This is a genomic window from Geodermatophilus sp. URMC 60, assembly GCF_053502585.1.
The window spans coordinates 1,362,737-1,379,852 of sequence record NZ_CP199958.1; the positions used below are offsets into that span (position 1 = coordinate 1,362,737).

At 75.0% G+C, this 17,116-nt stretch carries 15 protein-coding genes; 8 read left to right on the forward strand and 7 right to left on the reverse strand.

Going from position 1 to position 17,116, the window contains the following annotated elements:
• Window positions 1-49: 49 nt before the first annotated feature.
• Complete coding sequence (locus tag ACWIX3_RS06515; protein ID WP_448611261.1) at window positions 50-811, forward strand: VOC family protein; 762 nt, start codon at window positions 50-52, stop codon at window positions 809-811.
• 216 nt (window positions 812-1,027) lie between these two features.
• On the opposite strand, the gene ACWIX3_RS06520 is transcribed toward ACWIX3_RS06515, so the two are convergent.
• The 4 genes from ACWIX3_RS06520 to ACWIX3_RS06535 all read right to left on the reverse strand — a co-directional run bounded on the left by ACWIX3_RS06520 (window position 1,028) and on the right by ACWIX3_RS06535 (window position 5,050).
• Window positions 1,028-1,456, reverse strand: a complete 429-nt coding sequence (locus ACWIX3_RS06520; RefSeq protein WP_448611262.1) for a PPOX class F420-dependent oxidoreductase — start codon at window positions 1,454-1,456, stop codon at window positions 1,028-1,030.
• Window positions 1,456-2,424: a pirin family protein gene (locus ACWIX3_RS06525; protein WP_448611263.1), complete on the reverse strand. Its 969-nt coding sequence runs from the start codon at window positions 2,422-2,424 to the stop codon at window positions 1,456-1,458. Before ACWIX3_RS06525 ends, ACWIX3_RS06520 begins: the two co-directional genes overlap by 1 nt.
• A 40-nt stretch (window positions 2,425-2,464) precedes the next feature.
• Window positions 2,465-3,376: a DUF5996 family protein gene (locus tag ACWIX3_RS06530; protein WP_448611264.1), complete on the reverse strand. Its 912-nt coding sequence runs from the start codon at window positions 3,374-3,376 to the stop codon at window positions 2,465-2,467.
• A gap of 156 nt (window positions 3,377-3,532) precedes the next feature.
• Entirely contained in the window at window positions 3,533-5,050 is a 1,518-nt protein-coding gene (locus tag ACWIX3_RS06535) for a Mur ligase family protein (protein WP_448611265.1), read from the reverse strand.
• 232 nt (window positions 5,051-5,282) lie between these two features.
• Between ACWIX3_RS06535 and ACWIX3_RS06540 the strand changes: the two genes are divergently transcribed.
• The 7 genes from ACWIX3_RS06540 to mnhG all read left to right on the forward strand — a co-directional run bounded on the left by ACWIX3_RS06540 (window position 5,283) and on the right by mnhG (window position 13,705).
• The gene (locus ACWIX3_RS06540) at window positions 5,283-7,103 is read left to right on the forward strand and encodes an ABC-F family ATP-binding cassette domain-containing protein (protein WP_448611266.1); all 1,821 of its coding nucleotides are present in this window, start codon (window positions 5,283-5,285) and stop codon (window positions 7,101-7,103) included.
• 253 nt (window positions 7,104-7,356) lie between these two features.
• On the forward strand, window positions 7,357-10,233 hold the full coding sequence (locus tag ACWIX3_RS06545; protein WP_448611267.1) for a Na+/H+ antiporter subunit A: 2,877 nt from the start codon (window positions 7,357-7,359) through the stop codon (window positions 10,231-10,233).
• On the forward strand, window positions 10,230-10,721 hold the full coding sequence (locus tag ACWIX3_RS06550; RefSeq protein WP_448611268.1) for a Na(+)/H(+) antiporter subunit C: 492 nt from the start codon (window positions 10,230-10,232) through the stop codon (window positions 10,719-10,721). The genes ACWIX3_RS06545 and ACWIX3_RS06550 overlap by 4 nt, the downstream gene beginning before the upstream one ends.
• The gene (locus tag ACWIX3_RS06555) at window positions 10,718-12,424 is read left to right on the forward strand and encodes a Na+/H+ antiporter subunit D (protein WP_448611269.1); all 1,707 of its coding nucleotides are present in this window, start codon (window positions 10,718-10,720) and stop codon (window positions 12,422-12,424) included. The genes ACWIX3_RS06550 and ACWIX3_RS06555 overlap by 4 nt, the downstream gene beginning before the upstream one ends.
• On the forward strand, window positions 12,421-12,987 hold the full coding sequence (locus tag ACWIX3_RS06560; RefSeq protein WP_448611270.1) for a Na+/H+ antiporter subunit E: 567 nt from the start codon (window positions 12,421-12,423) through the stop codon (window positions 12,985-12,987). The genes ACWIX3_RS06555 and ACWIX3_RS06560 overlap by 4 nt, the downstream gene beginning before the upstream one ends.
• The gene (locus ACWIX3_RS06565) at window positions 12,984-13,313 is read left to right on the forward strand and encodes a monovalent cation/H+ antiporter complex subunit F (protein WP_448611271.1); all 330 of its coding nucleotides are present in this window, start codon (window positions 12,984-12,986) and stop codon (window positions 13,311-13,313) included. Before ACWIX3_RS06560 ends, ACWIX3_RS06565 begins: the two co-directional genes overlap by 4 nt.
• Window positions 13,310-13,705: a monovalent cation/H(+) antiporter subunit G gene (gene mnhG / locus ACWIX3_RS06570; RefSeq protein ID WP_448611272.1), complete on the forward strand. Its 396-nt coding sequence runs from the start codon at window positions 13,310-13,312 to the stop codon at window positions 13,703-13,705. Before ACWIX3_RS06565 ends, mnhG begins: the two co-directional genes overlap by 4 nt.
• Window positions 13,706-13,753: 48 nt before the next feature.
• On the opposite strand, the gene ACWIX3_RS06575 is transcribed toward mnhG, so the two are convergent.
• The 3 genes from ACWIX3_RS06575 to ACWIX3_RS06585 form a co-directional block, all read right to left on the reverse strand.
• Entirely contained in the window at window positions 13,754-14,491 is a 738-nt protein-coding gene (locus ACWIX3_RS06575) for a VOC family protein (RefSeq protein ID WP_448611273.1), read from the reverse strand.
• A 64-nt stretch (window positions 14,492-14,555) separates the two neighbouring features.
• Complete coding sequence (gene leuA / locus ACWIX3_RS06580; protein ID WP_448611274.1) at window positions 14,556-16,304, reverse strand: 2-isopropylmalate synthase; 1,749 nt, start codon at window positions 16,302-16,304, stop codon at window positions 14,556-14,558.
• Between the two features lie 176 nt (window positions 16,305-16,480).
• Complete coding sequence (locus ACWIX3_RS06585; RefSeq protein WP_448611275.1) at window positions 16,481-17,116, reverse strand: helix-turn-helix domain-containing protein; 636 nt, start codon at window positions 17,114-17,116, stop codon at window positions 16,481-16,483.

Consider the following 17,116-nt stretch of genomic DNA (forward strand, 5'->3'; position numbering starts at 1 on the left):
GTCGGTCCCTGGTGCCACGGTGTCCTCCCCCACCCGACGAGGAGGAGCGATGCCCACTCGGAACACCCCGTGGCCGGCCGGAACCCCCTGCTGGATCGACTACGGCGCCTCGGAGATCGACGCCGCGAAGGACTTCTACGGCCGCCTGTTCGGCTGGGAGTTCGAGGGCGGTGACCCCGACTACGGCGGGTACCTCAACGCCACCCGCAACGGTGAGCCGGCCGCCGGCCTCGGCCCGCTCATGAACCCCGGGGACTCCCCGGGCTGGACGACGTACTTCGCGACCGACGACGCCGCGGCCACGGCCGCCCGCATCCGCGAGGCCGGCGGCACCGTCGTCGTGGAGCCCATGGAGGTCGGGCCGATGGGCACGATGGTCATCGCCGCCGACCCGCAGGGCAACGCGTTCGGCCTGTGGCAGTCCGGCGAGCACACCGGCTACCGCATCTTCAACGAGCACGGGTCGCTGGTGTGGAGCGAGGCCGCGGTCGACGACCCGGCCGCCGCGCGCGAGTTCTACACGGCGGTCTTCGGGTTCAGCTGGGCCGAGGTCCCTGGTGCGGAGGGCTACAGCACCTTCGCCACCGGCGACCGCATGCTCGGTGGCCTGGGCGGCCACCAGCCGGGCTCGCCGAAGGGCTGGACGGCGTGCTTCGCGGTCGACTCCACCGACGACGCCGTCGCCACGGTCGAGGCCGGCGGCGGCAAGGTGACGATGGCGCCGATGGACACCGAGTACGGCCGCTTCGCCGTGGTGGAGGACCCGTGGGGCGCGCCGCTGTCGGTGATGGAGCCGGCCGAGGAGAGCTGACCCGGGAGGACCCCCTCCTGGGTCCCCCTCGCAGGCAGGGGTGCCGAGGGGGCCGTGGGCCGGTACGACGGGGGCGCGCCGGCCCACGGCCTCGTCCAGGGGCTCGCCGTGGTCCCGTCCCGGGCCCCGCAGCCCCCCTGCAGGGCCCCGCCGCGAGCTTTCGGGCGGCGGGGGCAGGGGGTCCTTTCTCCGAGAGGTGGGGAGACGGGGTCCTCCTCAGCCGCGCACCTGCCCGTAGGTGTGCTCGGGACGAAGCCGGACGACGAGCCGGCGGTCGGCGACCATGGCCGCGCGGTAGGCGTCCCAGTCCTCGTGCTCGCCGCTGAGGGTGCGGTAGTAGGCCACGAGCTCCTCAACCGTGGCGTCGTGCGGGTCGGCCGCGACCGGGGTGAGCTCGGCGGTGCCCTCGACGGCGACCCACGTCCAGAAGTCCGGCGAGGTCACGTGCAGGGTCGCCCGCGGGTCCGCCTGCAGGTTGCGGGTCTTGGCGCGGTCGGCGGTCACCGAGATGCGGGCCAGCCGCTGCTCGTCGTCCCACGCGTAGAAGAGGTTGGACAGCTGCGGCCGCCCGTCGCGCTTGAGGGTGGCCAGCACGCCGGCGTGCCGGGAGGCGACGAAACCGATCATCCGGGGGTCGAGGGTCATCAGCGCACCCGGCCACGGGCCTTGAGCGGCACCGGCGGCACCGGCGGGGCCTCCAGCCGGTCGCCGTCGTAGCCGACGACCGCGCCGAATCGCTCGTCCTCGGCGTTCCACCGCTCGGCGTACTCGGCGATCTCCTCGCCGGAGCGGCCGACGAAGTTCCACCACATGACGATCCGCTCCTCGAAAGGCTCGCCACCGAGCAGCAGCAGCCGGGTCGGCTCGTCGGCGCGCACCCGCACCCTGCGCCGTCCGGTCCCCAGGTAGAGCATCGCGCCGACCTCCAGCGGCGCGTCCTCCACCCGGGCCGACCCGGACGAGGCCAGCAGGGCGTACTCGAAGTCCGGCTCCAGCGGCAGCTCGACGTCCGCCCCCGCCGCCAGGTCGAGGTCGGCGCCGACCAGCGGGGTGTGCGCGGTTCCCGGCGAGGTCGCCCCGCCGAGGCCGCCCATGAGCACGGTCGCGGTCACCCCGTCGGAGGTGAAGCCGGGCAGCGACGTGTGGTGGGCGAAAGCCGGGGCGGTGTCGCGGGCGGCCTCGGGCAGCGCCACCCAGAGCTGGGCGCCGTGCAGGTACCGCGGGTGCACCGCCGGGGACTGCTCGGAGTGCGCGATGCCGTGCCCGGCGGTCATCAGGGCCAGCTCGCCGGGGCGGATCCGGGCGTCGCTGCCCAGCGAGTCGCGGTGGTGCACCTCGCCGTCGAGCAGCCAGGACACCGTCTGCAGGCCGGTGTGCGGGTGCGGCGGCACCTGCATGCCGGGGGAGGAGGTGATGTCGTCGGGGCCGTAGTGGTCGACGAACGCCCACGCGCCGACCAGACGGCGGCCCAGGGTGGGCAGCAGCCGGCGCACCCGGGTGCTCTCGCCGAGCAGCACCTCCTTGCCCGGCAGCAGGTCCAGCACCGGGCCGGCGGCGGTGTCCTCCCGCCCGCCCAGCTCGCGGGCGGGTGGGCGGCGGTCGAGGTTGCTCATGGCGCGGACCTCCGGATGGCGGGACGGGACGGCGGCGGGTTCATCGGAGCTCCGGCGCGGTCGGGCAGCGCAGCGCCGCGAGGTCCCAGCCGGCGCGCCGGGCCCCGGCCACGTAGGCGCTCTCCAGGAAGTCCAGGACGACGGCACGCGGGTCGGCCGCGGTGCGCACCTCGTCGTAGGGCAGCAGCGCCAGGTGCGCGCCGCGGCTGTCGATCCAGCGTGCCGCAGCCGGCCGCAGCGGCTCCTCGGCCAGACCCGGCGGTTCGGGCGCGGTGTAGGAGTAGAAGGCGGGCTCGGGCACCTGGTCGTCGCCGAACCAGAAGCCGGCGCTGATGACCTCGTGCGAGTAGGCCTCGCGGGTGACGGGGTCGACGTGCGGGGGCTGCTCCACCCGCCGGTCGGAGAAGCGGGTGACGGCGATGTCGAAGGTGTGCCAGAAGTGGTGCACCGGGCTGGTCTTGGCGTAGCTGCGACCGGCGAACTCCTCGAGCACCTGTGCCACCTGGCCCAGCACCAGCCAGTAGCGGGTCACCCGGTCCCGGTCGTAGGACGCGTGGTGCTCGTCCTCGGCGAACGGGGTGCGGTCGGCCAGGTCGAACGGGACGGGGATCTCGACGGCCGCCGGCAGACCCAGGGCCGCGAGCGTGTCGAGCAGCTGCCGGTAGAACGCCGCCACGCTCAGCCCGGGCAGCGGGAACGAGGCCCGCCGTCCGTCGGCGACGGACACCTCCAGCCGGTGGTCGACGAGGTCGAGGTCGATCGCGAAGACCGGGTCGAAGCCCATCGGGCGGGTGGTGAGCCCGCGACCGGTGAGGTGGAACGGGATGTGCCACCAGTGGTTGCGCCGCGGGGCGTTGGCCAGCCGCAGCTTGCCGACGATCTGCAGGAACCGGTGCAGGGTCTCCTTGGTGTCGGCCCACTCGGCCAGCGGCATGGGCGGGAAGACGGGCACGGGCGGCTCCTCCTTCGCGGGCTGGTGTGGCCAGCATGCCGATCCCGGCGGCGGCGCGGTAGCCGCCGACCCGAGCGGCGGGAGCGCCGATCCCGCGCGGCTGGGCGCCGCACGGCGTGCGAGGTGGCCGATCCCGCCGGTGCGTCGAGGAGGACGTCAGGAGGCGCGTCCGCGCAGGTCCTCGTCGTGCAGGGTCGCGAGCGCCGCGGCGGCGACCTCGGCGTCGTCCAGGTGCACCGCGTCGCGCGGGTCGGTGGTGTCCAGCAGCCGCGTCTCGTGCCCGCGGCCCACGACCAGGACGACGTCGGCCGGCCCGGCGACCGCCACCGCGCCGGTGATCGCCTCCCGCCGGTCGGGCACCGTGCGCACCAGCGCCGTCGAGCCGAGCAGGCCGACGCGCAGCTCGGACCGGATCGCGGCCGGGTCCTCGCCGTGGCTGCCCTCGTTGGTCAGCCACACGCAGTCGGCGGCGCGGGCCGACTCGCCCAGCCCCTGGCGCTTGTGGCGGTCGCGCCGGCCACGGGCGCCGAGCACCAGGTGCACCCGCCCGCCGGGACCGGTGAGGTCGCGGGCGGTGCCGACCGCAGCGCCCAGCGCGCGCGGCGTGTGCGCGTAGTCGACGACGACGAGCGGCCGCCCCTGCCCGCCGAGCAGGGTGTTGCGCCCGCGCGGTGGGGTCACCGCGGCCAGCCCGGCGGCGATCCGGTCCGGCGGGACGCCCAGCACCCGGCCGCCCGCCCAGGCCGCGGCCAGGTTGGTCACGTGCACCCGGCCGATCAGCGGACTGTGCACCCGGTGCCCGCCGGCAGCGTCCTGCAGCAGCACCTCGGTGCCCGCCGCGCCGGTCCGCCAGCCGAGCACCCGCACGTCGGCGTCCGCCCCCGACCCGACCCGGGTCACCGGCACCGCTGCCTGGTCGGCCAGCCGCCGACCCCAGGGGTCGTCTGTGACGACCACGCCCGCGGCGGTCCGGCCGGGCTCGAAGAGCCGCGCCTTGCTGGCCCAGTACTGCTCGACGGTGCCGTGGTGGTCGAGGTGGTCCTCCTCGAAGCCGGTGAAGACCGAGACCTCGAAGTCCAGACCGTCCATGCGCCCCATGTCGAGCGCGATGGAGGAGGCCTCCACCACCACCCGCTGCGCCCCCGACTCGACCATCGCGCCCAGCAGTTCGTGCAGCTCGGGCGCCTCCGGCGTGGTCAGGGCCGTGTCCCACGAGAGACCGGCGACCTGCGCGCCGAGGGTGCCGACCACGCCGGTGCAGTCGCCGCCGGCCTCCAGGACGCCACGCAGCAGCGCGCTGGTCGTCGTCTTGCCGTTGCTGCCGGTCACCCCCACCAGCCGCAGCGCCCGCGCCGGGTCGCCGGCCAGCAGGGCGCCGAGCGGACCCAGTTGCGCCCGGACCGAGGGCACGCACAGCTGGGGGAGGGGGCTGTCGACCGGCCGGTCGACGAGCAGGGCCGCGGCGCCGGCGGCGGCCGCGGCGGGGGCGTGGCGGTGGCCGTCGCTGGTCGTCCCCCGGACGCAGGCGAACAGGGACCCGGGGACGACGCGCCGTGAGTCGGTCACCAGTCCGCGGACGGTCAGCTCGTCGCCACCGGACCGCGTGACCGGACCGCCGGGCACCGCGCGAGCGCGGCGCTCGACGTCCGACCAGGTCACGAGGGGTAGGCGCACCGCACCGACGGTAGAGCCACTCCAGGCAGCGCGCCGGTCGGAGCCGGTTCCGGCCGAGCTCGCCCCGCGCCGCGCCGCGCGCCGGTACTCCCCGCGTGCAGCCCCCCCTCGGCCCCGGCAGCACCGGCTCGCGTCGTCAGGTCCCCGACGTCGCGGCGCTGCGCGCGCACCTCGGGATGCGGCACGGTGGTCGGCTCCCCCGCGGCGAACGCCTCCGCGGATACTGGAGGCGATGAGCGCGCCCCTCAACCTGGTCAACCTCGAGCGGGTGCACAAGGCACACGGCACCACCGTCCTGCTCGACGACGTCTCGCTGGGCGTCGCCGCCGGCGAGCGGATCGGCGTGGTGGGGCGCAACGGCAGCGGCAAGTCCACGCTGCTCGGCGTCCTCACCGGCCGCGAGGAGCCCGACTCGGGCCGGGTGACCCGCCGCGGCGACCTCGCCCTCGGGGTCCTCGACCAGTCCGGCACGCTGCCCCCGGGCGCGACGGTGCGCGACGTCGTCCTGCCCGGGAGCCTGTTCGCCGCCGAGCACGAGTGGGCCGCCGACCCGGCGGTGCGCAGCGTGCTGACCGGCCTGGAGCTCGACCGGCTGGGGCTGGACTCCCCGGTCGCGCCGATGTCCGGCGGCGAGCGGAGGCGGGTGGCGCTCGCCGCGCAGCTGGTCCGGCCCCTGGACCTGCTGGTGCTCGACGAGCCGACCAACCACCTCGACGTCGAGGGCGTGGCCTGGCTGGCCGGCTACGTGAAGAACCGGGTCGGCGCGCTGGTCGTCGTCACCCACGACCGGTGGTTCCTCGACGAGGTCTGCACCCAGACCTGGGAGGTCGCCGACGGCCGGGTGCACGCCTACGAGGGCGGCTACGCGGCCTACACCCTCGCCCGGGCCGAGCGGGCCCGGATCGCGGCGGTCACCGAGGAACGCCGGCTCAACCTGGTCCGCAAGGAGCTGGCCTGGCTGCGCCGCGGGCCGCCCGCGCGCACCAGCAAGCCGCGGTTCCGCATCGAGGCGGCGCAGGCGCTGATCGAGGACGAGCCGCCGCCGCGCGACTCGATGGCGCTGGCCGGCTTCGCCGCCCGCCGCCTCGGCAAGACCGTCTACGACGTGGAGGACGTCGACCACACCGTCCCGGGGGACCCGGTGGCGGGCACCGGACCGCGCACCCTGTTCCGCGACCTGACCTGGCACGTCGGCCCGGGCGACCGGATCGGTGTCGTGGGGGTCAACGGGGCGGGGAAGACGACGCTGCTGCGGCTGCTGGTCGGGGAGACCGAGCCCGACAGCGGGCGGGTGGTGCGCGGGCAGACGGTCGCGCCGGCCTACCTGTCCCAGCACGTCACCGAGCTGCCCGGCCGGCTGCGCGTGCTCGAGGCGGTGCAGGAGATCGCGCGGATCGCCCGGATCGGGAACCAGGAGATCTCCGCGTCGTCCCTGGCCGAGCGGTTCGGCTTCCCGGCGTCCCGTCAGTGGACGCCGGTCGGCGACCTCTCCGGCGGCGAACGGCGCCGGCTGCAGCTGCTGCGGCTGCTGATGGCCGAGCCCAACGTGCTGCTGCTCGACGAGCCGACCAACGACCTCGACATCGACACCCTCACCGCGCTGGAGGACCTGCTCGACGGCTTCCCGGGCACCGTTCTGGTGGTCAGCCACGACCGGTACTTCGTCGACCGGGTGTGCGACTCGGTGGTCGCGCTCATGGGCGACGGGTCGCTGGCCGCCCTGCCCGGCGGCGTCGAGGAGTACCTGGCCCGCCGCGCGGCGGGAGAGGCAGCACTGCCCTCGGCCGCCGTGGCCGCCCCGGCGCCGTCGGCTCCCGCGGCCCCGGCCCGCTCGGCCGGTGAGGTGCGCACCGCCCGCAAGGAGGCCGCGCGGCTGGAGCGGCGGCTGGAGAAGCTCACCGCCGAGGAGGAGCGGCTGCACGGCGAGCTCGCCGCGGCGGCGACCGACCACGCGCGGGTGCTGGAGCTCGACGAGCGGCTGCGCGCCGTGCTCGCCGAGAAGGACCAGGTGGAGACCGACTGGCTGACCGCCGCCGAGGTCGCGGAGGGCTGAGAGAGGACCTCCTGCCCCCACCGCTCGCAGGCTCGCGGCGGGACCCCGCAGGAGGCCGCCCGTCCTCCTCGGGGGCAGGTGCTCCTGTCCGCGGGTCGGGTCCGGTCTGCGCGGGTAGAGGAGCACCGGGCCAGCCCGGCCCGTCCGCCGCCGCGGCGGCTGGATCGGCGCGCCGGTAGGCTGGGGACACCGCCGGCCGTCGTCGACCGACGTACCTGGTGTCCCCGAGCCGCCCAACGACTCCCGGAGACACGTGCTCGTCCTGCTGCTCCTCCACCTCATCGCCGGCGTGCTGGCGCCCGTCCTCGTGCGGTGGTGGGGTCGGCAGGCCTTCCTCGCCCTGGCGCTCGTGCCCGCCGCCGGCTTCGTCTGGGTGCTGTCGCGCCTGGGGCCCGTGCTCGCCGGCGACGAGCAGCGCGAGACGGTGCCGTGGATCCCCGCGCTCGACCTCGACGTCGCCCTGCGGCTGGACGCCCTGGCGCTCACCTTCGCCGCACTGGTCACCGGCGTGGGGGCGCTGGTGCTCGTCTACTGCGCCCGGTACTTCGCCCCGGACGAGGAGGGCACCGGCCGCTTCGCCGGCTGCCTCACCGCCTTCGCCGGCTCCATGCTCGGCCTCGTCCTCGCCGACGACCTCTTCCTGCTCTACGTGTTCTGGGAGCTCACCACCGTCTTCTCCTTCCTGCTCATCGGCGGGTCGGGACGCCGGCTGGCCGCGCGGCGCGCGGCGTCGCAGGCGCTGATCCTGACCACCGCCGGCGGGCTGGCCATGCTGGTCGGGCTGATCCTCGTGGGCCAGGCCAGCGGCTCATTCCTGCTCTCGGAGGTCGTCGCCGACCCGGGCAGCGGCACCGCCATGGTCGCCGGGACGGCGCTGGTGCTCGCCGGGGCGGTCACCAAGTCGGCGATGGTCCCCTTCCACTTCTGGCTCCCGGCCGCGATGGAGGCGCCGACGCCGGTCAGCGCCTACCTGCACGCCGCGGCGATGGTGAAGGCCGGCATCTACCTCGTCGCCCGGCTGGCGCCCGGCTTCGCCGACGTCCCGGGGTGGCGGCCGGTCGTGCTGGGGCTCGGCCTCGCCACGATGCTCGTCGGCGGGTACCGCGCGCTGCGCCAGAAGGACCTCAAGCTGCTGCTGGCCTTCGGCACGGTCAGCCAGCTGGGGTTCCTCCTCGTGCTGGTGGGTGGGGGCAGCCGCGAGCTGGCCGCCGCGGGGCTGGCGATGACCGTCGCGCACGCGCTGTTCAAGTCCGCGCTGTTCCTGACCGTCGGGGTCGTCGACCACTCGACCGGCACCCGAGACCTCCGGAAGCTGTCCGGGCTGGGCCGGCGGCTGCCCGTGCTCGCCGGCGTCGGGCTGCTCGCCGGGGCGTCCATGGCCGGCGTGCCGCCGATGTTCGGCTTCGTCGGCAAGGAGGCGGCCTTCACCGCGCTGTGGGAGGGCGGGCTGCCCTCGCGGGCCGCCGCCGCGTTCGAGCTGACCGGCCTGGTCCTCGGCTCGGTCCTCACCGTCGCCTACACCCTCCGCTTCCTGTGGGGCGCCTTCGCCCGCAAGCCCGGGGTCGCCGACACCGAGCTCGCACACCCGCCCGGCGCGCTGTTCCTCGCGGCACCCGCCGTCCTGGCGCTCACCGGGCTGGTCGCCGGGCCGGCCAGCCCGCTGCTCGCGCCGCTGGTCACGGCATACGCCGACACGCTGCCGCTGCTGGCCCCCGAGTACGAGAAGCTGGCGCTGTGGCACGGGCTGCAGCCGGCGCTCGCGCTCTCCGCGGTCACCCTGTCGGGCGGGGCCGCGCTGTTCGCCGCCCGCGCGCCGATCCAGCGCCTGCAGCGCCGGGTGGCGGTGGGGGCCTCGGCCGACGAGGGCTACTGGAACGTCGTCCAGGCGGTCGACCGGCTCTCGGTGCTGGTCACCGGGACCACCCAGCGCGGCTCGCTGCCGGCCTACCTCGGCACCATCCTGGTCGCCGTGCTCGCCCTGCCCGGGACGCTGCTGCTCACCCGCGCCCCGTGGCCGGGTGAGTGGCGGGCCTGGGACACCCCGGTGCAGGCGGTGGTCGGCGTCGTGGTCGTGACCGCCGCCGCGCTGACCCTGCGGATCCGCCAGCGGCTCTCGGCCGTGCTCGTCGTCGGCGTCACCGGCTACGGCATCGCCGTCCTCTTCGCCCTGCAGGGCGCCCCCGACCTGGCGCTCACCCAGTTCCTCGTCGAGACGCTCACCCTCGTCGTCTTCGTCCTGGTGCTGCGCAAGCTGCCCAAGGACATCTCCGAGCGGCACCGGCCGCGCGAGCGCGCCGTCCGAGGCGTCATCGCCGTCGCCGTGGGCGCCTTCATGGCCGCCGTGGGCGCGGTGGCGCTGTCGGCCCGCACCGCGACGCCGGTGTCGGCGGCCTGGGCGGGGCCGGCGTACGACTTCGGCGGCGGCAAGAACGTCGTCAACGTGACGCTGGTCGACATCCGCGCCTGGGACACCCTCGGCGAGATCTCGCTGCTGGTGGTCGCCGCCACCGGCGTGGCCAGCCTCGTCTTCCTCCGGGGACGCACCGGCGGCGTCGACCGGGTGACCCGGGCGGACCTGACGCAGCGCCGCGAGCGCGGCCGGCGGGCTCCCCGGGACCGCTGGCTGGCCGCCACCGCGACGCTCGACCCGGCCCGGCGCTCGGTCGTGCTCGAGGTCATCACCCGGCTGCTGTTCCACACGATCATGGTCTTCTCGCTGTACCTGCTGTTCAGCGGGCACAACGAGCCCGGTGGCGGGTTCGCCGGCGGCCTGGTCGCCGGCCTGGCGCTGGTGCTGCGCTACCTGGCCGGCGGGCGCTACGAGCTGGGCGAGGCCGCACCGGTCGCGCCGGGCCTGATGCTGGGCGGCGGGCTGCTCTTCGCCGGCGGCACAGGCGTGGCCGGCCTGCTGCTGGGCGCCGGGGTGCTGCAGACGGCGATCCTGCAGACGACGCTGCCGCTGCTCGGCGACGTCAAGCTCGTGACCTCGCTGTTCTTCGACTGCGGCGTCTACCTGATCGTCGTCGGACTGGTGCTGGACGTGCTGCGCAGCCTGGGTGCGGAGCTCGACCGCCAGGAGGACCAGGAGGACCCGATCGAGCTGTCCCCCGGGGAGGTGGTGCTGCGATGACCCCCACGATCGTGCTTCCGGTGGTGATCGGCGGGCTCTACGCGGCGGGGGTGTACCTGCTGCTGGACCGCAGCCTGACCCGCGTGCTGCTGGGTTTCCTGCTGCTGGGCAACGCCACCAACGTGCTGGTGCTGTCGACCGGCGGCCCCGCGGGGCTGGCGCCGATCCTCGGCTACTCCGACCCGGAGGCGTTCAACGACCCGCTGCCGCAGGCGCTGATCCTGACCGCGATCGTGATCACCTTCGGTGTCGCCGCGTTCCTGCTGGCGATCATCCACCGCTCCTGGCGGCTGGCCCGCAACGAGGCGGTCGGCACCGACGAGGAGGACCGCCGGGTCGCCGCCCGCAGAGCGCTCGACGCCGACGAGCTGGACCCCGACGAGCTGGCCCCCGAGGACCGCGCCGCAGGCCACGCCGACAGCCTCGCCGAGGACCTCGAGGAACTGGCGGACGACGTCGACCTGCCTGCGGGGAGCGGCACCCGGTGATCGAGGTCCTCGCCCCGCTGCCGGTGCTGCTCCCGCTGCTGGGAGCGGCCGGCGCGCTGCTGGTCTCCGGGCACCCGACCTACCAGCGCACCCTCAGCACGACCGTGCTCGCCGCGGTGCTCGCCGTCTCGGTGGTGCTGCTCCTCCTGGCCGACGCCGAGGGAGCGAGCTCGGTCTCCGTCGGGGGCTGGCCGGTGCCGCTGGGCATCGTGCTCGTCGTCGACCGGCTGTCGGCGCTCATGCTGGTGGTCGCCTCGACCGTGGCACTCGGCGTCCTCGTCTTCGCCGTCGGTCAGGGCGCGGCCGACGGGTCGGAGGAGACGCCGCTGTCGATCTTCCACCCGACGTTCCTGGTGCTCGTGGCGGGCGTGGGCAACGCCTTCCTCGCCGGCGACCTGTTCAACCTCTACGTCGGCTTCGAGATCCTGCTGATGGCCTCGTACGTGCTGCTCACCCTGGGCGGGACGGCGGCGCGCATCCGCGGCGGCATCACCTACATCGTGGTCAGCCTGACCAGCTCGCTGGTGTTCCTGGCCGCGATCGGGCTGGTCTACGCCGCGACCGGCACGGTGAACATGGCGCAGCTGGCGGTGCGGCTCGGCGAGCTGCCCGAGGGCACCCAGGTGCTGCTGCAGTCGATGCTGCTCATCGCCTTCGGCATCAAGGCCGCCGTCTTCCCGCTCTCGGCGTGGCTGCCCGACAGCTACCCGACCGCCCCCGCCCCGGTCACCGCGGTCTTCGCCGGCCTGCTGACCAAGGTCGGCGTCTACGCGATCATCCGCACCCAGACGCTGCTGTTCCCCGGCGGCGCGCTCGACGACCTGCTCCTGTGGGCGGCGCTGGCCACCATGCTGGTGGGCATCCTCGGCGCGGTCGCCCAGAGCGACCTGCGCCGGATGCTGTCGTTCACCCTCGTCAGCCACATCGGCTACATGGTGTTCGGCATCGCCCTGGGGACGGCGGCCGGGCTGGCCGGGGCGGTCTTCTACGTGGCGCACCACATCGCCATCCAGACGACGCTGTTCCTCGTCGCCGGGCTCGTCGAGCGCCAGGGCGGGACCACCTCGGTCGACAAGCTCGGCGGGCTGGCCCGGCGCTCGCCCCTGCTGGCCGTGCTGTTCTTCGTGCCGGCGATGAACCTGGCCGGGATCCCGCCGCTGTCGGGGTTCATCGGCAAGCTCGGCCTGCTGCAGGCCGGGGTCGCCGAGGGCAGCGCCGCGGCGTTGACGCTGGTCGCCGGCGGGGTGGTCACCAGCCTGCTCACCCTGCTCGCGGTCGCCCGCGTCTGGACCCGCGCCTTCTGGCGGTCCCCGAGCCAGTCGCCCGCCGAGGAGACCGCCGCGGCCGCAGCCGCTGCCGCCGTGGAGCGACACCGGCCGGCGTCGGCCGACGGTGCGGGGTCGCCGGACGGGACGGCGTCCCCCGACGGCCCCGCGCGGACCGCGCTGCAGGACGCCTGGCGCCGGCACACGGCGGTGGCGACGGCGTCCGAGGCGGACCTCCCGCCGGCCGCGGGCGCGGTCCGGGCGCTGCGCCCGCTGCCCCGCACGATGATGGGGGCCACGGCGGCCCTGGTCGCGCTCACCGTGGCCCTCACCGGGCTGGCCGGACCGCTGTACGGCCTGGCCGACCGGGCCGCGACGGACCTGATCGACCGGACGCCCTACGTCTCGTCGGTGTTCGGGGAGGGTGAGGTCCCGTGAGCGTCGAGCCCGCGGCGACCCGGCTGCGCCACCAGGTGCCGCTGATGGCGTGGCTGGTGCTGGTCTGGATGCTGCTGTGGGGCACCTGGTCCTGGGCGAACCTGCTCTCCGGTCTGCTCGTCGCGCTCACCGTGCTGACGCTGCTGCCGCTGCCACACGTGGTGGGCGGCAACCGGGTGCGCCCGGTGCCCCTGCTGGTCTTCCTCGGCCACTTCGTCGTCGACCTGTTCGTGTCCGGAGCCGAGGTCGCCTGGCAGGCCCTGCGTCCGGGCGGCCTGCGGCAGACGGCGATCGTGCAGGTGCAGCTGCACGCCGACTCCGACCTGCTCCTGACGATGGTCGCCGAGGCCACCTCGCTCGTCCCCGGCTCGCTGGTGCTCGACCTGGACCGGGAGCACCGGGTCATGACCCTGCACGTGCTGCCCGCGCGCGACCTCGAGGACCTGGAGCGGAAGAAGGCCCACGTGCTGGTGGTGGAGCGGCGCCTGGTCCAGGCGTTCGGGTCGCCCGCGGACGTCGCCGCCCTCGACGGGCACCGGAGCGAGGCGGTGTCGCCGTCGTGACGATCGTGGAGTTCGCGCTGTACGCGCTGATCGGCGGCGGGGCCCTGCTGTCCCTGGTCCGGCTCGCACGCGGCCCCTCGCTGCTGGACCGGGTGGTCGCCACCGACACGCTCCTGGTGATCATCGCGGCCGGCCTGGCCGTCCAGGCCGCGCTCGTGCAGGACCCGACGCTCGTGCCGGTGCTGGTCGTCGTGGCGCTGCTGGCCTTCGTCGGCTCGGTGTCGGTCGCCCGCTACGTCGGCGGGATGCTGCTGCGCTCGGCCACCGGGGACGGCCGGGACCTCGGCCTGCCGGTGGCCGCGGAGGAGCGGGAGGCCGGGTCGTGACCGCGTTGTCCGACGTCGTGGCGTTCGCCTGCCTGCTGGCCGGCGCCGCGCTCTGCCTGACCGCCGGGCTGGGCCTGGTGCGGTTCCCCGACGTGCTGTCCCGGATGCACGCCGGCACCAAGCCGCAGGTCCTCGGCGTGCTGCTGGTCATGGTCGGGGCGGCCATCCGGCTCGACGGCTGGGCCAACGCCTGGATGCTGCTGCTCGTGGCGGCCTTCCAGCTGCTCACCGCGCCGGTGAGCGCGCACATGATCAGCCGGGTCGCCTACCGCCGCCGGCACGTCCGCCGCGACATGCTGCTGGTCGACGAGTTCGGCAGCACCGGTCACCAGGACGTGCGCTACCGGGGCGACGAGCCCGGCGACGCCCCACCGGAGGGCCTTGCGCCGTGAAGGACCATCCTGCCGCCCAGCGGCAGGATGGCCGGGACGGGTCCTTCCTCAGCCCAGCTGAGCCAGCCAGAACGGCAGCCCCTGGTCGTCGCGGCACTCCGCCGTCCGGCCGTAGGACTGCTCCTCGACCTCGCCGGACTGCCCGCCGGCCGTCCGGACCGCGGCGACGGCGACCTCGATGTCGTCGACGGCGTACACGGGCACGGTGCCGACCTCACCGTCCCCACCGCCGATGCCGACCATCGGCACCGCGCCGTCCACCTGCCACCCGTCGGGGACCCGCCCCGGTACCGACGTCCAGCCGAGCACCGACTCGTAGAAGTCACGGGCGCGGGCCCCGTCGGGGACCCGCAGCGTCAGGTACACCGCGTCACCGGGGCGCACGGGCGGGCGCGGCTCCGCGGCGGCGGACGCCGGGGTCTGCAGCATCCAGCGGTGGCCGAAGGGGTCGACGACGACCCCGGTGCGCCCTCCCGGCCCGTCGGACGGCGGCCGCTCCACGGTGGCACCGGCCGCGGCGGCCCGGTCGACCGCGGCGTCGGCGTCGGGCACCGCGAGGTGCAGCGTCACGCTGACCCGGCCCGGGTCCGGCGCGGCCAGCCCGAGCTCGGGGTACTCGTCGGCGAGGTAGAGCGTCGCCCCGCCGACGTCGAGCTCGGCGTGGCCGATGCGGTCGTCGTCCATGACGTACGGCTCGCCGACGAGGTGGGCGCCCAGGGCCTCGGCGTACCAGGCAGTCGCCGCACGGGCGTCGCGCACGGTGAGGTAGGGCGTCAGCTGGGCCATCTCCCGATGGTGCCGTGATCGGAGGCGGGGCGGGGAGTCGTCGGACGCCCCGCCCCGCCGGTCCTCAGCGCTGGGCCCGGTTGACCGCCGACACGACGGCGCGCAGCGAAGCGGTGACGATGTTGGGGTCGATGCCCACGCCCCACAGCACGCGGTCGCCGACGGCGCACTCGACGTAGGCCGCCGCGCGGGCGTCGCCGCCGGCGGACATGGCGTGCTCGGCGTAGTCGAGGACCCGGACGTCGACGTCCACCGAGCGCAGGGCGTCGACGAACGCGGCGATCGGCCCGTTGCCACGGCCCGCGATCGTCATGGGCACGCCGTCGTCCACGAGCTCGACCACCATCTCGTCGAGCTGCTCGTCGCCGTGGGCCTGGTGCCGGTGGCCGGCCAGCGAGAAGCGGCCCCACGGGGCGTCGGGGTCGGGCAGGTACTCGTTGGTGAACGCCGCCCACATCTGCTGGGCGGTCACCTCGCCACCCTGGTCGTCGGTGTGCCGCTGGACGACCGCGCTGAACTCGATCTGCAGCCGGCGCGGCAGGTCCAGCTGGTTCTCGGTCTTCATGATGTAGGCGACGCCACCCTTGCCGGACTGGCTGTTCACCCTGATCACGGCCTCGTAGGTGCGGCCGACGTCCTTGGGGTCGATGGGCAGGTACGGCACCGCCCAGGGCATCTCCGCGACCGGCTTGCCGGCGGCCTGCGCGTCGGCCTCGAGCGCCTTGAGGCCCTTGTTGATCGCGTCCTGGTGCGAGCCGGAGAAGGCGGTGTACACCAGGTCGCCGCCGTAGGGGTGCCGCTCGTGCACGCCCAGCTGGTTGCAGTACTCGACGGTGCGGCGGATCTCGTCGATGTCGGAGAAGTCGATCTGCGGGTCGATGCCCTGGCTGAAGAGGTTCAGCCCCAGGGTCACCAGGTCGACGTTGCCGGTGCGCTCCCCGTTGCCGAACAGGCACCCCTCGATGCGGTCGGCGCCGGCGCGGTGGCCCAGCTCGGCGGCGGCGACGGCAGTGCCGCGGTCGTTGTGCGGGTGCAGCGACAGGACGACGGCGTCGCGCCGGGCCAGGTTGCGGTGCATCCACTCGATCTGGTCGGCGTAGACCGTCGGCTCGGCCATCTCGACCGTCGCCGGCAGGTTGATGATCGTCGGCCGGTCGGGCGTGGGCTCCCACACGTCCGTGACCGCGTTGCAGACCTCGGCGGCGAAGTCGAGCTCGGTGCCGGTGAAGGACTCGGGGGAGTACTCGAAGAAGACATCGGTGCCGGACAGCTGCTCGGCCAGCTTGCGCACCACCTGCGCGCCGTGGACGGCGATGTCGACGATGCCGGCGCGGTCGGAGTCGAACACGACCCGCCGCTGCAGCGTGGAGGTCGAGTTGTAGAGGTGGACGATCGCCTGCCTCGCGCCGCGCAGGGACTCGAAGGTGCGCTCGATCAGCTCGTCGCGGGCCTGGGTCAGCACCTGGATGGTGACGTCGTCGGGTACCAGGTCGTCGTCGATGAGCTGGCGGACGAAGTCGAAGTCGGTCTGGCTGGCCGCCGGGAAGCCGACCTCGATCTCCTTGTAGCCCATGCGCACGAGCAGCTCGAACATCCGCCGCTTGCGGTCGGGCGTCATCGGGTCGATCAGCGCCTGGTTGCCGTCCCGCAGGTCGACGGCGCACCAGCGCGGGGCCTCGGTGGTGACCTTCTCCGGCCACGTGCGGTCGGGCAGCACGATCGGCGTGAAGGGGGCGTAGCGGGAGATCGGCATCCGCGACGGCTGCTGGGGGTGCCGGACGTGCGGGTGGTTCTGGCTCAGGTTCCTGCTCACGGGTTCTCGCTCCTCTGGGCGCGGGCTGGACGCAGCTCCGGTGGGGCGGTCAGCGGGGCGCCGGGGACGCTCTCGGTCACGGCGAGTCTCCGCGGCGAGGGGGCCGACCTAGGAGAGGGCCTCGCCGCGGCGGGTAAGCAGGAGGCTGCCGCGCACACCGCCACGGTAGCAGCGCCTCAGCCGAGGTCGCAGCCACACGCACAGGCCCCGGCGTGCCTCGGCGGGCCGCAGCCGTCGTCGACCTCGTCGCACTCCGGCGGGCACGTGCAGGTCGGGCCCTCGTCGGCCGGCCGGCCGACGATCGCCCGTCGGCGCTCCCGTTCGTCCGCGGCACGCCGCCGCGCCGTCTCCTGCCGCCGGGCGCGCCGCTCGGCCCGCGAGTCACCCGCTACGGGGACGTCGTGGTCCTCCGGCGTCCCGACCCGCGCTCGCTGGCGGTCCCGCGCGGCTCGGTCGAGGCCGAAGGTGAACCACGGCTGCTGGCGGTCCGGGCGGTGCGCCCACCGGTCGGCGACCTCGTCGGTGTGCTGGGTGTCCAGGTGCGCGGGCAGCCGGCGGCCGGTCGCGTCCCGGGCGCCGTCGGGATCCATGCCGGCCACCTCGCGCCCGTCCGCATCGAGCAGCGCCAGGCGCAACCCGGCGAGTTCGGCCGCTCTGGCCAGGGCGCGTGACGGCAGGTCCCGGGTTCCTGCCTCGGCGTGTGCCACGGCCGACACGCTCAGCCCGGCTGCTGAGGCGAGGCCGCGCTGGGACAGGTCGGCGGTGCGCCGGATGCGGCGGAGCACGCCGCAGAGGTCGAAGCCGTCCGCCAC

What these genes read in the sequence shown, in the direction of transcription:
- ACWIX3_RS06520 (WP_448611262.1), bottom strand. Translation starts at nt 1,456, where the DNA reads ATGACCCTCGACCCCCGGATGATCGGTTTCGTCGCCTCCCGGCACGCC.
- ACWIX3_RS06540 (WP_448611266.1), top strand. Translation starts at nt 5,283, where the DNA reads ATGAGCGCGCCCCTCAACCTGGTCAACCTCGAGCGGGTGCACAAGGCA.
- ACWIX3_RS06515 (WP_448611261.1), top strand. Translation starts at nt 50, where the DNA reads ATGCCCACTCGGAACACCCCGTGGCCGGCCGGAACCCCCTGCTGGATC.
- ACWIX3_RS06550 (WP_448611268.1), top strand. Translation starts at nt 10,230, where the DNA reads ATGACCCCCACGATCGTGCTTCCGGTGGTGATCGGCGGGCTCTACGCG.
- ACWIX3_RS06575 (WP_448611273.1), bottom strand. Translation starts at nt 14,491, where the DNA reads ATGGCCCAGCTGACGCCCTACCTCACCGTGCGCGACGCCCGTGCGGCG.
- ACWIX3_RS06525 (WP_448611263.1), bottom strand. Translation starts at nt 2,424, where the DNA reads ATGAGCAACCTCGACCGCCGCCCACCCGCCCGCGAGCTGGGCGGGCGG.